Source organism: Kitasatospora sp. NPDC048407 (assembly GCF_043200475.1).
In the GTDB taxonomy this organism is placed as follows: domain Bacteria; phylum Actinomycetota; class Actinomycetes; order Streptomycetales; family Streptomycetaceae; genus Kitasatospora.
On sequence record NZ_JBICXW010000012.1, the window covers coordinates 194535 to 208014 of the forward strand.

Here is a 13480-nt window from a genome sequence, read left to right on the forward strand (position 1 = left end):
GGCCGTTCCGGGGCCCGGGTGGGGGTCCGGGCCAGGATCCGGGTGGGGGTCCGGAAGGGGCGGAGGAAGGGGCGGGGGCGGGGCCGGAGTGGGGGCCGGCCCCGGGGCGGAGGCGGCTCAGCGCTCCGGGCGCTGGACGATCGAGGTGGTCCAGGTGAACCCGCCGCCGGCGCTGCACATGATGGCGAACTCGCCCGGGGCCAGCAGGTCCTGGGAGATCAGGTCGGCCAGGTTGGCGGGCAGGTCGCCGGCGCCCATGTGGCCGGTCTTCGTGCCCAGGTTGATCTGCTGGGCCTTCACGGTGCTGAGCGCCGGGCCGTACATCATCTCCTGGAGCCCGGGGCCGACCCGGGAGATGGTGATGTACTTGATCCGCGGGTCGTCGTGCTCCAGGCCGGCCTCCGCGAGGCCCCGGTCGAGGGAGATCTGGGTGTGCCGCCGGGCGGCGTCCGGGAAGTGGTTCTCGCCCATGCGGTCGTTGAACTCGCCGCGCTGCGCGTTGGTCGGCCAGGTCTTGGAGTGCTGCATCGGGTACTGGCTGAACGGGTTGTCGCCGCGCTCCATGCTCTCCATCTCGTGCGCGGTGGAGTGGGTGAGCGCCAGCAGGTGCAGCGCGTCGTCCGGGCGGGCCTCGCGGCCGAGCAGGACGGCGGTGCCGCCGTCGCCGTAGCCGATGCAGGGGTGCTGCGCCCAGCGGTCCCAGACCGGCGCGAAGAAGCGCTCGCCGGTGGTGGTCATGGCGGACTCGAGGTCCGGGTCGGCGATCAGGTGGGCGGCGGCCAGGTGCAGGGCGGCGGCCCCGCCGTTGCACAGCTGCTCGATGCCGAACGGGAAGGCCCGGTCGGATATGCCCACCCCGTTGGCGACGAAGTGGCCGTAGGACCACTTCTCGTGGCCCTGGTGGAACACTCTGGCGTGGGCCAGGAAGCCGATCTTCGCCGGGTCCCAGTCGGCCGCCGCGAGGGCCTTGCGGCCGGCCAGCACGGCCATCTCGGGGCCGGCCAGGTCGGCGCTGACGGGCACCTCGGTGATGCCCATGGCCTCGCCGCGTTCGGCGTCGCAGAGGCCCGCCGCGATCCGCTCCTCGATCGTCTCGACGGTCTCCGGGAGCCAGGTGGCGGCCGACTTGATGCCGATCTTGTTGGTGAACCTCATGGTGTGCGACTCCTTGCGGGTGCGGTGGCGGTGGTGCCCTCTACACCCGTACAGATCCGCGCCCGGCCGCCCGGATACAGCCCGTCGCCCACCCGTTCGACCCGTTCGTACGGAGTCCGGAACGTGCCGGAGCCGCCGCGCCCGGGCGGGGCGCGGCGGCTCTGCGGAGGTGGCGGGAGCGGTCGGTTCAGCCCTTGGCCGCGGCGGTCTCCTTGGGCAGGGCGGCCAGCAGCAGGGCGACCAGGGCCGCGGCCCCGGCGAGCGCCGCGGTGACGACCCAGCCGTGCTGGAACGCCTTGACCGTCTCGGCGACGCCGTGCGGGGTGCCGAAGGCCGCGATGAACACCGACACACCGACGGTCAGGCCGATCTGCCGGACCATCATGTTGACGGCCGATCCGGTCGCGTAGGACGGCGCCGGCAGGTCCCGGGTGACCACGCCGACCAGCGCGGTGATCACCAGGATGGTGCCGACCGGGGCGAGCACCGCGCCGGGCAGCAGCATCGACCAGTACGAGGCGTCGGCCGCGGCCAGCGCCGCCCACCAGGCGAGCGCGCCGGTCAGCAGCACGCAGCCGGTGGTGATCACCGCGGTGACGCCGAAGCGCTTGACCAGCTTGCCGACCGAGAAGGCCAGCGGCGGCATCAGGAAGGTGCCGGGGGCCAGCGCCAGGCCGGTCTTCAGGGCGGAGTAGCCCCAGACCGTCTCGGCCCACAGCATGAAGGAGAACAGCATCGCGGCGAACGCGATGTTGAAGGTCAGCGCCAGCACGTTGGCGATGCTGAACGAGCGGAGCTTCAGCAGGCCGAGCGGCAGCACCGGGTGCGCGTGGCGGGCGGAGCGGACGAAGAAGGCGGCGAAGGACGCCACCGCGACGGCGATCGCGCCGACGAAGTTCACCGAACCCCAGCCCCACTCGGGGGCCTTGACCAGGCCGAGGGCCAGCGAGGCGATGCCGAGGATCAGGAAGACCGCGCCGAACAGGTCCGGCACCGGGCCGGTGGCGGGCTCCTGGTTGGCGGGCAGCACGCGGCGGCCGACGAGCAGCGCGGCGATGCCGAACGGCAGGTTCACCAGGAAGATCCAGCGCCAGTCCAGGTTCACCAGCGAGCCGCCGAGGATGGGGGCGATGGCCGCGGCGATGCCGCCGACGGCGGTCCAGGCGCGGATCGCGCCGCCGCGCTTCTCCGCCGGGTAGGCGGCCAGCAGCAGGCCGAGCGCGGTGGGCACCATGGCCGCGGCGCCGGCCGCCTGCAGGACGCGGGCGGCGACCAGCTCCGGCACGTTCTGGGCGATCGCGCACAGCGTGGAGGCGACGGTGAACAGGCCGAGGCCGATCAGGAAGCCGCCCTTGCGGCTGGAGCGGTCGGAGAGCCGTCCGGCCGGCACCAGCAGGGCGGCGAAGACGATGGTGTAGGCGTTCAGCGTCCAGGACAGGCCAGCCACGGTGGAGCCGCGGAACTCGTGTTCCAGGGCCGGGAAGGCCACGTTGACGATCATCATGTCGAGCTGGGTCATCACGAACCCGGCGCACAGCACCAGGAAGGTGAGCATCCGGCGGCGGGCCACCGACCGGTCTTCGGGCGGCGCGACGGGCGCCGCCACCTTTGTCGTGGGGAGTTCCTCCACCGACTGGGCCATGAGCGTGGATCCTCTCGGGAGCGTGGGTTCGGGATCAGCCGTTGAGGGCGCCGACAGCGCCGACGGTGGCGAACGTGCGGTTTCCGGTGACCGACCAGACTTCGGTGATCAGGCCGTCGCGGAAGGCCAGTTGGTCGATGCCGCTGTTGGCGACGGGCTTGCCGCCCGGGCCGCGGTAGGCGCTGTACCAGCGGCTGACCACCTGGTGGGTGCCGGGGCCGCCCGGGGAGGCCAGTTCGACCACGGGGGTGCCCTCGACGAAGTAGCGCAGGTCGGTGTGGGAGTCGCGGAACAGCTTGACGAAGCCCTTGACGTCCTCGGGGGTGCCGAAGGCGTCGCTGTCGACGGTGGGCAGCGCGTTGCCGAACCGGACGCGCAGGGCGGGGGCGAGGATGCGGTCGGCGATCGTCAGGTCGCCGTTCCACATCCCGGTCCACTGCCGGAACAGTTCGATGCCGCTCTCGCGGGTGTCGGCGCTCACGCGGCGCTGCTTTCCCGAACAGCCGGCCCGGCGCCCTCGGTGGTCTCGGCGCCCTGCGTCCAGGCCTCGGTGATCACGCCGTCGGCGACCCGCAGGATGTCCACGCCGACCCAGCGGATCGGGCGGCCGGCGACGTCGCGGGGCCAGCCGGTCAGGCCCTTGCAGATCGCGGTGCCGTACCAGCGGACGACCAGCAGGTCGCCGTCGACCACCGGGCCGACGTCGGTGCGGTACGTCAGCTCGCCGAACTTTCCGGCGAAGCCGCGGACCCAGTTCTCCATGGCGGCCGGGTCGGTGATGTCCGCGGGGTCGATGGTCGCGCCGACGGTCGGCAGGTGGAGCCGGTACGTCGGGGCGATGATCGTGCGCGCGTGGGACGGGTCCTCGTTCCACATGCGCAGCCAGCCGTTCCAGATCCGCTCGGCCTCTTGCGGCGTCAGCGGAACGGTTCCCGTCGTCGCCTCGTCCAGCACGGACATCGCTTGTCCTCCTGTGTCGCCCGTCCGGTGGCCGGGGGTGCTGCTCCCCCGGGCTCACCAGGACAGAGCGGGGTGCCGGGGCCGCGGATACACCTGACGCGGGGAAAGTTCCGGACGGTCAGCGGGCGGGGCGTTCGACGACCATGCAGGACCAGGTGAAGCCGCCGCCGCCGGCGAAGCAGAGCGCCGACTCGCCGGGTGCCAGCAGCTCCAGCCGGTCCAGGTCGGCGAGGTTGGCGAGGGCGTCGCCGCCGCCGAGGTGGCCGGTGCGCGCGCCGAGGTGGACGAGTTCGGCGTCGAGCAGTTCGGTCATCACCGGCCGGTAGAGCAGGTCGATGGTCTTGGGGCCGAGCCGGGAGAGCAGCACGGCGCGGATCCGCGGGTCGCGGGCGGCGAGTCCGGCGTCCTCCAGTGCGCCGGTCAGGGCTTCGCGGACCTTCGGCGGGGCGGCCTTGCGGAGCAGTTCCATGCCGCCGGCGGCGAGGAACTCCTTCTTGGTGCGGCGGGCGTCGATCGGGGCGCGGTGGGTGAGCGGGGCGGGCGAGAACGCGTCCTCGCCGCGGTACATCAACTCGAGTTCGGGGGCGGCGACCACCCGGCTGGCGACCAGCCGCAGTCCGGGGCCGCCGCGGCCGAGCACGACGGCGGTGCCGGCGTCCCCGAAGACCGCGTCGTAGTCGCTGCGCCAGCGGTCGAAGCCGGGCCGGGTGAAGCGGTCCCCGGTGGTGACCAGTGCGGTGTTCAGCGCCGGGTCGGCCTCCAGCAGTCCGGCGGCGGTGTGCAGGGCCATCGCCCCGGCGTGGCACATCTGCTGGACGCCGAACGGGACGGCCTGCCCGGCGCCCAGCCGGTCGGCGACGTAGTGCGCGGGGGACCAGAAGTCGTGGCCCTGGTGGTAGATCCAGCCGTGCACCAGCAGGTCCAGCCGTCCGGCCGGCAGCCCGGCCGCCGCCAGGGCCGATCGACCGGCCCGAACGGCGAGTTCGGGGCCGGACGCGTCCGCGGACACCGGTACTTCGACCGCCCCGGAGGCCTCGGCGACGGCGGCGTCCACCTCGCCGGCCAGCACCGCGTCGGCGGCGCTCCGGCGGGGCGGCAGCCAGGTCCGCGCGGCGCGGACGGTCAGCTCGGTGAAACGCATCGGGTCTCCTCGGCTCGGACGGCGTGGGCTCGTCCTGACAGAGCCCCGCCCGGCCGCGCCGGGTACGGCCCGCCGCTGTATCCGCCGCCGCCCGGATCCGCTCTGTCCTCACCGACCGCCGACCGCCCGGCCGGCGGACGCCGAACGGGAGGCCCTGATGACTGACCTGGCACTCGACCCGCGTTCCGAGCCGGCGGAGGCGAGCCGCGCCGTCCTCTGGTCGCGCTGGATGGACCTGTGGAACGGCGACCGGGAGATCGGCCGGCGGATCCTCGCGCCGGAGCTGACGCTCCACCTGCCCGAGGTCGGCATGCCGCCCGCCGCGAGCATCCGCACCCCGGAGGACTTCGTGAACTGGATCGCGCTGTTCCGCGGTTCGTTCCGGGAGGACGCCCGGATCCGCACCACCCTCGGCCCGTTCTCCTGCGGCGATTACCTGATGGCCCGCTGGGAGTACCGCGGCGTCTGGACCGGCGGCCGCCCGGCCACCGCCACCGCACCCGCCGGCACCGGGATAACGCTGCGCGGCGCGGACATCGTGCGCCTCGACGCGCAGGGCCGGATCGCCGAGTACTGGCTCTCCGACGACCTGCTGGACATGTACGCCCAGCTCGGCGCCGAGACGCCGCGGAAAGGCTGAGCGGTGACGCCCGCGGCGGACCACCCGGCCTTCCGGATCGTCCGCGGCAACCCCGGGCCGGAGGAACTCGCCGTCCTGACCGCCGTCCTGGCCGCCCTGGCCGCCCGTCCCCCGGCCGCCCCGCGCTTCGCCCACGGCAGCCACCGCCCCCGGGCGCGCTGGCTGCGCCCGGAGCGGCTGGTCTCCTACCGCAACCCCGTCAGCTGGCGGTGACCGACCGGTCGTACGGGCTCCGCCGTCATGGAGCCCGCACGACCGGACGGCGGGGTTCCGGCGACCCGGCCCCAATTGACCGATCCCATACGACCCTTCGACCTGACATTGACGCGGACCACGAGTTTTCCGGGCACGAATCGACTGCCTATCCTCGTGCCCCGGCGCCGGTTTCGGATCGACGCAGAACCGAGGAGCAGTGATCCAGGTGAAGGAAGCCCCGGTCGCCCCGACGCACCGCGGAGACCTGCGCCCCCTGGTCGCCGAAGGCGTCTCACCCTGGCTGGACGGATTCCACCGGGGCCTGTTCGGACCGGACCGGCCGGCCCGGCTGACCGAACCCGCCGGACTGCGCGGCGCCACCTCCAATCCCGCCCTGCTGGCCGCCCGGCTGGCCGACGAACCGTCCTACGCCCAGCAGTTGGCCCGGCTCGCCGAGCACGGCGTGTCGGTGGAGGGCGCGGTCTGGGCGATCTCCGTGCAGGACCTGCGGATGGCCGCCGACGAACTGCTGCCGGTGTTCCGCGCCACCCAGGGCTACGACGGCCTGGTCTCCGCCGACATGGACCCGCGGATGGCCCACAATCCCGCCGCCACCACCGCCGAGGCGATCGAACTGGTCCGCGCGGTGGACCGGCCCAACCTGCTGGTGAAGATCCCGGCCACCCCGGAGGGCCTGACCGCCCTGCGCGACTGCGTGGCCCTCGGCATCGGCGTGCACGCGACCGGGGTGTTCTCGGTCCAGCGCTACCGGGAGGTGGTGGACGCCTGGTTCGGCGGCCTGGAGCGGGCGCTGCGCGCCGGCCGGACGGTGTCCCGGATCGCCTCGGTGGCGTCGCTGCCGGTCGGCCCGGTGGACCGGGAGATCGACCGCCGGCTCACCGCGATCGGCACCGGCCCCGCACTGGAACTGCGCGGCACCGGCGCCGTCGCCACCGCCCGGCTGCTCTACCAGGTGTACGAGGAGCAGCTGGGCAGCGCCCGCTGGCGGGCCCTGCGCGCCCACGGCGCCCGCCCGCAGCGGCTGCTCTGGTCCACCGCCGAACTCGCCGACACCGCCGCCGCCCGCTCCTGGTACGTCGAGGGGCTGGTCTCCTGGGGCACCGTGCACGCGATGACCCGGCCGCTGCTGGACGAGGCGGCCCGGGCGCTGCGCCTGCGCGGCGACACCCTGATGGGCCAGCACGAGGCGGCCCTGACCGTGCACGACCGGCTGGGCCGGCTCGGCATCCCGTACCGGGCGGTGGTGCGGCGGCTGGAGTCGGAGAACATCACCGGACTGGTCGACTCCTGGATGCGGCTGCATGCCGCGATGGAGGCCCGGCTGGGCGGGAAGGCCGGCGCACCTCGGGACGGTCGGTGAGCGGGAACTCCGCGCCGGTCAGCGCGACCAGCGGCGCGGCCTTGACCGCCGTCTCCTGCCACTCCGCCTCGGCGTCCGACAGGGCGATGACCGCCCCGCCGACGCCGTACCGGACCCGTCCCCCGGTGACCACGGCGGTGCGGATGACCACGCTCAGGTCGGCCGCGCCGTTCAGCGAGAAGTAGCCGATCGCGCCGGAGTACACCCCGCGCGGGCCGGCCTCCAGCCGGTCGATGATCTGCATGGTGCGCTGCTTGGGCGCGCCGGTCATCGAGCCGGGCGGGAAGGCCGCGCGCACGCAGTCCACCGCGCTGCGGTCGGCGCGCAGGGTGGCCCGGACGGTGGAGACCAGCTGGTGCGCCCGGGCGTAGGTCTCCACCCGGAACACCTCGTCCGCCTCGACGCTGCCCACCTCGGCGCAGCGGCCGAGGTCGTTGCGGACCAGGTCGACGATCATCAGGTTCTCGGCCCGGTCCTTCTCGCTGGTCCGCAGGTCCTCGACGAGCGTCCGGTCCTCCTCCGGGGTGGCGCCGCGCGGCCGGGTGCCCTTGATCGGCCGGGACTCGGCGCGCCGCTCCCGGTCGATCCGCAGGAAGCGTTCGGGTGAGCTGCTGAGCACGGACACCCCGTCGAAGCGGAGCAGCGCCGCGAACGGCGCCGGGCTGACCCGCCGCAGGTGGCGGTAGCCCTCCCAGGGGTCCAGGGTGCCGCCGGTCTCCAGCATGTTGGTCAGGCAGACCTCGTAGGTCTCGCCGGCGGCGATCTGGCGGTGGCACTCGCCGATCAGGTCGAGGTAGCGGCGGTGGCCGTGCCGGGCCCGGATCCGGCCGAGCGCCGCGGGCCGTTCGGCCGGGCGCGGCCGGGCTCCCGCCGCGTCGGCCAGCTGTCCGGCCGCGGTGTCCAACCAGGCTGCGGCGTCGGCCTGTTGGCCTTCTTCGGCGAGTGCGAGCAGGTGGGTGGTGCCGGTGGCGTGGTCGAGCACCGCCGCGCGGGTGGCGAACACCAGTGCGGCGTCCGGGAGTTCGGATCGGTGGGCGCGGTCGCCGCCGCACTCGGCCTTCAGTTCGTACCCGAGCCAGCCGACCCAGCCGAGCGCGAAGTCGCAGGGCAGGTCGGGCAGTTGGGTGCTCGTTCCGCGCAGGTCGCGGTCCAGCCAGTCGAGCAGGGCGCCGTCGGTGGTCCGCTCACCGGCCGGGCCGGTGACGCGGACGGTGTGCCGCCAGGCGTCGGCGGTGACGGTCCGGCCGAGCGGCCCGGCGGAGTCGCCCATGATCGAGAACCGTCCGAGTTCCGCGTCGGGCCGGCTGCTGTCCAGCCAGAACGGGTTCACCCCGGCGCGGAACAGCCGGTCGTAGGCGACCTCGTCGTCCCAGCCGGTGGGCAGGGCCCGGCTGAGCACCGTGTACCGGCGCACTGCCGTTCCCGGGGCCGGGGCTTCGGCGGGCTGTGTGCGGCGCGCCGGCCGGAGCGTCCGGCCGGCCTGCCGGTGGTGCCGTTCGGTGAGGTCGCGGAAGTTCTCCAGCAGCCGGTGCCCGTACCGGCCGCCGATCGACTCGGGGTGGAACTGGAGCCCCCAGTAGGGCCGTTCGCGGTGCCGCAGGCCCATCAGCACGCCGTCCGCGGTCCACGCGGTGGCCTCCAGTCCGGGTGCCAGCCGGTCCACCGCCAGCGAGTGGTAGCGCACCACGTCGAACGGCGAGGGCAGTCCGGCGAACAGCTCCGAGCCGTCGTGCTCCACCGCGGACACCCGCCCGTGGACCGGTTCGACCCGGGAGACCCGGCCGCCGTGCAGCGCCGCCATGCCCTGGTGACCGAGGCACACCCCGAGCGTGGGCAGGTCGCCGCCGAGCAGGATCTCCCGGCAGATGCCGAAGTCGGCGGCGCGGCGAGGGTCGCCGGGCCCGGGCGAGAGAACCACCTGGTCGAAGCCCGTCAGGTGGCCGGGGCGCCAGCCGGGGTCGTCGTTGAGGACCACCTCGGGCTCCTCGCCGTTGACCTCGGCGAGGTAGTGGAAGAGGTTGTAGGTGAAGGAATCGTGATTGTCGACCAGCAGCGTTCGCATCGGATGCCCTCCCCCGTTCAGCCGCGCCGGCCGGCCTGCGCGGGCACCGCGTCGGCCCGCCCGCCGGGCCGCCGCCGCTCGACCACTTCCAGCAGCATGTGCTGCACCAGGTGCTCGCCCTCCTGCACCGGGACGGTCCTCAGGATCCGCAGCGCCCGGCCGCACTCGTACGCGATCCCCATCAGCGCCATCAGATCGCCGCGGGTGGAGAAGTGCAGCAGCACCGAGCCGTTCGGGGTGGTCCGCCGCCACGCCTCGGCCAGGAAGCGGCGGTGCGCGGCGTAGCCGGCGTCCACGTAGGCCCGTTCGTGCATGTGCTGGTAGCGGTAACTCTCGGGCGCCATCACGTAGTTGGAGCTCCAGAACACGGTGTCGAAGCGCTCGTCCGGGTCCAGCCCGTCGAACAGGTCGCTGTGCACGGTGCGGACCTTGTGCGCGACGCCGTGCCGGCCCGCGTTCAGCTGCGCGTTCTCCACCGCGGCCGGGTTGATGTCGGAGGCGACCACCCGCTCGCAGCCGGCCACCGCGCCGCTCACCGCGATCAGGCCGGTCCCGCAGCCGATCTCCAGCAGCGAGCCGCGGGCGGCGGCCGCGGACCCTGCCAGCCCGAGCAGGCCGAGGGCGGTCGCGGTGGACGGGGAGTCGGCCGGCGCGAACACCCCTGGCAGTAAGTCCCATTCGCGGCCCTGCATCGTGAAGGTCGACGCGCCCTCCCGGCGCTTGCGGGAAAGACTGCTGCGCTCCAGCGACCGTCTGTAGTCCATGACGTCCTGCATCAAAGCCCCCCTGGCTCACTGGCTGTCGCCACCTGCGTTCCGTTGGGGCAACCCAAACGCACGCCAGCGCTCCGCCGGAAGGTGAGGAGGCAACACACCGCGCCTCGGGGAACGGTGGTCCGGGCACCGGTGGCCGGACCACAGGACTTGACCAAATCTTGACGGGTTGTTCGGTTCCGCATACGGTCCGTGGCCGAGGCCTTACCGTAGTCTGGTCGGCTTCAGGGGGTCCGGGGGAGGGACTGTCATGGCGCATCGGCCGGCGGAATCCGTGGCCCTAAGCGTTCTCGAACTGCTCGCCGCCGAGGCGCCGATCGCCCAACTCGACACCCTGGTCGAAGAGGCGTTCCGCGGCTGCGAGTCGGCGCAGGACCTGGAGTCGATCCGCCGTCTCAGACAGCTCGGGCTGAGCATCCACGCGCAGTCGAGACGCCGCCAGCAGCGCGAGGCCGGCCTGGCCGCCCTGGTGGACACCGCCCGCGACCTGGCGATGCCGTACGACCTGGACGGCCTGCTGAAGGTGATCACCCGTCGGGCCCGGCTGCTGCTCAACGTCGACATGTCGTACATCAGCTTCCCGGACGACGAGGAGGGCTACATCTACGTCCGGACGTCCGACGGCCACACCTCGATGCTCAGCGTCGGCCTGCGGCTGCCGGACGACTCCGGCCTGGGCAGCAACGTGCTCGCCAACCCCGGGCCGTTCTGGACGCCCGACTACCTCGCCGACGAGCGGATCGAGCACCACCCGGAGCTGGACGAGGTGGTCCGCGCCGAGGGCCTGCACGCCATCATGGGCGTGCCGCTGAGCCACCGCACCACCCCGTTCGGCGTGCTGTACGTGGCGGACCGCAACGTCCGCTACTTCACCATCGACGAGATCGCGCTGATGACCTCGCTCGGCGACCTGGGCGGCGTCGCGATCGAGAAGGCCCGGCTGCTCGGCCAGTCCACCGCCGCGGTCTCCGCCCTGGAGCTGCAGAGTCTGCGCACCGAGGCCGGCCTCCAGCAGACCCGCAGGATCACCGAGGTGCACCAGGAGCTGCTGGAACTGGCCCTCTCCGGTGGCGACGTGCACGCCCTGATCCGCGAGGCCGGCCGCCAACTCGGCCTGGAACTGCGGCTGTACGCGACCGACGGCACCGTGCTGAGCTTCACCGGCGAGCTGCCGGAGCTGTCCGAGACCACGGCGACCGCCACCGCGATGGACACCCACGCGGCCCGCCGCCCGGTCCGGCTGCCGGACGGGCTGTGGGCCGCACCGGTGACCGCCGGTGCCTCCAACCTGGGCACCCTGGTGGTCCGGCCGTCGTCCGACCGCGGCGAGTACGCCGAGCAGATCTGCCGACTGGTCGCCCAGGCGGTGGCCGTGCCGCTGCTGCTGGACAGCAGCCGGGCCGCGACCGCCGTCGGCCACGTCCGCGACGAACTGCTGGACGAACTGCTCGCCAGCCCGCAGCGGCCGCCGCAGCAACTCGCCCTGCGAGCCCGGCGGTTGGGCATCGACCTGTCCACCCCGCACGTCCTGGTGATCGCCCGGCCGGAGTGCGAGGCCCAGGGCAAGGCCGCGACCTGGGCCAACCTGTACGCGCACCGGATGAGCGGCCTGAAACGGGTGCACAACGGCCGCGCGGTACTGCTGCTGCCCGGCACCGACCCGGGGGCGGCCGCCCGCTCCGTCCTGGAGGAACTCGCCCCACTGCTCGGCAATCCGGTGACGGTCAGCGCGGCCGGCCCGGTGACCGACCCGACCTCGGTGTTCCACGGCTACCAGGAGGCCCTGCGCTGCCTGGACGCGATGACCTCGCTCGGCGCGGTCGGCAAGGCCGCCTCGGCCCGCGAACTCGGCTTCCTCGGCGTCCTGTTGGCCGACAACCACGACGTCGAGGGCTTCATCGACTCGACCATCGGCCCGGTCCTCGACTACGACCAGCAGCGCTTCACCGAGCTCGCCCGCACGCTGTACGCCTACTTCGAGACCGGCAACAGCCCGACCTACGCCGCGCAACGGCTGCACGTGCACACCAACACGGTGGCCCGGCGGCTGGAGCGGATCTCCGAATTGCTCGGCCCGAACTGGCAGAAGCCCGACCGCGCGTTCGAGATCCAGCTCGCCCTGAAGCTCTCCCGGATCCGCCGGCTGCTGCTCGACCGCGCCGCCGACGAGGCCCCGGACAACGGCTCCTGACACCGCGTCACCCCGCCCGTTGCCGCGGGCAGGGCCCCACCACGGCCCCTGCCGCCAGCGCGGTGACCGCGTGCGCGGCCGAGGCCAGCGTGATGTGCCGGTGCCAGCCGTCGAACGAGCGGCCCGCGAAGTCGCGGATGCCGACCCGGTCGGAGATCCGCTCGAAGTCCCGCTCCACCCGGTGCGTCAGCCGGGTCAGCCGGAACAGCGCGGCCGGCGGCAGGTCCACCAGGTCGGTGAGCCACAGCTCGACCGGCCGGCCCCGCGCCGGCCCGCCGAAGGCCAGCAGCAGCAGGTCCTCGCCGGGCGGCCCGAGCACCAGCCGCCCGGCCCAGGCGGGCACCCGGACCCGCAGCGACCAGACCGGGACGGCCCGCGTCCCGCCGTTGTGGCCCGACCACACCACCGGACGCCAGTTCTCCCGCACGGCGGTAACCAGCCGATCCGCGGACACCCGCCCGGCCCCCGGAACGAACGCCGCGGCCTCGGCCGGGACGAGCGGGAGGCCCCCGTCGATCCTCGCCAGCACCGGCATCCGGGCGGCCCGCAGCCGGCGGACGGTCCGCAGCCCGTCCGCGTCCCGGGCGTCCAGCACCACCGGCCGCACCGGCAGACCCCAGCGGCCCGGCAGGCCGAGCACCGCCTCCAGCGCGCAGTCGCCGAGGGTCTCGGCGTCCACCCCGTCCGGGATCAGCGCCCGGCTGCGCCGGGGCTCGTTGTCCAGCCAGGCCTGCGGCAGGTGCAGCCGCCAGTTGACCGGGCAGGTCAGATCCCCGGAGGCGGCCCAAACCCCCACCGCCTGCTGGACGTTGCACACCTGGCCGAGGGCGGGCACGAAGCGCCGGTCCACTCCGACCAGGTGCTGCCCGGCCCTGGGGACCACCATCGGGCGCACCACGTACGCCTGCGGCGGCGCGACCCGGGCCAGGTACTGGGCGAGCGCCTGCCGGACGGGCACCCAGTCCCAGGTGGAGCCCGCGACGAAGTGGTGCAGGCTCTGCTCGGCCCCGGCGCCGCCGACCACCGCGGCGATGTTGCGGATCGTCTTGCGGCCGCGGGCGTCGATCAGGCCGCGCACGTACTGCGCGCCCTTGTCCCGCTGGTCGCTGCGGCGCAGGGACGCGAACAGGACCGGGCCCAACTCGTCGAGCAGGGCCCGGCCGACGGTGCCGGCAACCGGCGGGCCGACGATGCCGGCAGCCGGCGCGTCGACGGTGCCGGCAACCGGCGCGTCGCCCCCGCTCAGGGCATCCCGCACGTGCAGGGCGAGACCGCTCATGGAACCCCCTCGACCGGACGGATGACTGGTACGTGTCTCATCGAACGCTAGGCACCCGAAG

At 73.8% G+C, this 13480-nt stretch carries 12 protein-coding genes; 4 read left to right on the forward strand and 8 right to left on the reverse strand.

Annotated features, from left to right (window positions below):
• Window positions 1–117 precede the first annotated feature (117 nt).
• The 5 genes from ACGFWJ_RS22750 to ACGFWJ_RS22770 all read right to left on the reverse strand — a co-directional run bounded on the left by ACGFWJ_RS22750 (window position 118) and on the right by ACGFWJ_RS22770 (window position 4898).
• Window positions 118–1155, reverse strand: coding sequence for a ketoacyl-ACP synthase III family protein (locus ACGFWJ_RS22750; protein WP_387638313.1), 1038 nt, complete (start codon window positions 1153–1155; stop codon window positions 118–120).
• A gap of 187 nt (window positions 1156–1342) precedes the next feature.
• A complete protein-coding gene (locus tag ACGFWJ_RS22755; protein ID WP_392952375.1) occupies window positions 1343–2797 on the reverse strand; it encodes an MFS transporter in 1455 nt (484 codons plus the stop codon).
• Window positions 2798–2831: 34 nt separating this feature from the next.
• Window positions 2832–3278, reverse strand: coding sequence for a hypothetical protein (locus ACGFWJ_RS22760; protein ID WP_392952378.1), 447 nt, complete (start codon window positions 3276–3278; stop codon window positions 2832–2834).
• Window positions 3275–3757 carry a nuclear transport factor 2 family protein gene (locus ACGFWJ_RS22765; protein WP_392952381.1) on the reverse strand — a complete coding sequence of 161 codons (483 nt, stop codon included), beginning with the start codon at window positions 3755–3757 and terminating at the stop codon, window positions 3275–3277. Before ACGFWJ_RS22765 ends, ACGFWJ_RS22760 begins: the two co-directional genes overlap by 4 nt.
• 118 nt (window positions 3758–3875) lie before the next feature.
• Window positions 3876–4898, reverse strand: a complete 1023-nt coding sequence (locus tag ACGFWJ_RS22770; protein ID WP_392952384.1) for a ketoacyl-ACP synthase III family protein — start codon at window positions 4896–4898, stop codon at window positions 3876–3878.
• A 157-nt stretch (window positions 4899–5055) separates the two neighbouring features.
• On the opposite strand from ACGFWJ_RS22770, the gene ACGFWJ_RS22775 reads away from it, so the two are divergent.
• The 3 genes from ACGFWJ_RS22775 (at window position 5056) to ACGFWJ_RS22785 (ending at window position 7114) form a co-directional block, all read left to right on the forward strand.
• Window positions 5056–5538, forward strand: coding sequence for an ester cyclase (locus tag ACGFWJ_RS22775; RefSeq protein ID WP_392952387.1), 483 nt, complete (start codon window positions 5056–5058; stop codon window positions 5536–5538).
• Window positions 5539–5541: 3 nt separating this feature from the next.
• Entirely contained in the window at window positions 5542–5751 is a 210-nt protein-coding gene (locus ACGFWJ_RS22780) for an acyl-CoA carboxylase epsilon subunit (RefSeq protein WP_387638326.1), read from the forward strand.
• 208 nt (window positions 5752–5959) lie between these two features.
• Entirely contained in the window at window positions 5960–7114 is a 1155-nt protein-coding gene (locus ACGFWJ_RS22785; protein ID WP_392952390.1) for a transaldolase family protein, read from the forward strand.
• Here ACGFWJ_RS22785 and pabB read toward each other — a convergent pair.
• A complete protein-coding gene (gene pabB / locus ACGFWJ_RS22790) occupies window positions 7023–9176 on the reverse strand; it encodes an aminodeoxychorismate synthase component I (RefSeq protein WP_392952393.1) in 2154 nt (717 codons plus the stop codon). The two genes, ACGFWJ_RS22785 and pabB, sit on opposite strands and share 92 nt — an antisense overlap.
• Before the next feature lie 17 nt (window positions 9177–9193).
• On the reverse strand, window positions 9194–9940 hold the full coding sequence (locus ACGFWJ_RS22795) for a methyltransferase domain-containing protein (protein ID WP_392952396.1): 747 nt from the start codon (window positions 9938–9940) through the stop codon (window positions 9194–9196).
• A gap of 283 nt (window positions 9941–10223) precedes the next feature.
• Here ACGFWJ_RS22795 and ACGFWJ_RS22800 point away from each other — a divergent pair, with 283 nt between their 5' ends.
• Window positions 10224–12140, forward strand: a complete 1917-nt coding sequence (locus ACGFWJ_RS22800) for a helix-turn-helix domain-containing protein (RefSeq protein WP_387865149.1) — start codon at window positions 10224–10226, stop codon at window positions 12138–12140.
• A 7-nt stretch (window positions 12141–12147) separates the two neighbouring features.
• Here ACGFWJ_RS22800 and ACGFWJ_RS22805 read toward each other — a convergent pair whose 3' ends face one another.
• On the reverse strand, window positions 12148–13419 hold the full coding sequence (locus ACGFWJ_RS22805) for an IS701 family transposase (RefSeq protein WP_392952400.1): 1272 nt from the start codon (window positions 13417–13419) through the stop codon (window positions 12148–12150).
• Between the last annotated feature and the right edge of the window lie 61 nt (window positions 13420–13480).

Bases quoted from the DNA above. Each gene is read 5' to 3' on its own strand.
- ACGFWJ_RS22750 (WP_387638313.1), bottom strand. From the start codon at position 1,155: ATGAGGTTCACCAACAAGATCGGCATCAAGTCGGCCGCCACCTGGCTC.
- ACGFWJ_RS22755 (WP_392952375.1), bottom strand. From the start codon at position 2,797: ATGGCCCAGTCGGTGGAGGAACTCCCCACGACAAAGGTGGCGGCGCCC.
- ACGFWJ_RS22765 (WP_392952381.1), bottom strand. From the start codon at position 3,757: ATGTCCGTGCTGGACGAGGCGACGACGGGAACCGTTCCGCTGACGCCG.
- ACGFWJ_RS22770 (WP_392952384.1), bottom strand. From the start codon at position 4,898: ATGCGTTTCACCGAGCTGACCGTCCGCGCCGCGCGGACCTGGCTGCCG.
- ACGFWJ_RS22775 (WP_392952387.1), top strand. From the start codon at position 5,056: ATGACTGACCTGGCACTCGACCCGCGTTCCGAGCCGGCGGAGGCGAGC.
- pabB (WP_392952393.1), bottom strand. From the start codon at position 9,176: ATGCGAACGCTGCTGGTCGACAATCACGATTCCTTCACCTACAACCTC.
- ACGFWJ_RS22795 (WP_392952396.1), bottom strand. From the start codon at position 9,940: ATGGACTACAGACGGTCGCTGGAGCGCAGCAGTCTTTCCCGCAAGCGC.
- ACGFWJ_RS22805 (WP_392952400.1), bottom strand. From the start codon at position 13,419: ATGAGCGGTCTCGCCCTGCACGTGCGGGATGCCCTGAGCGGGGGCGAC.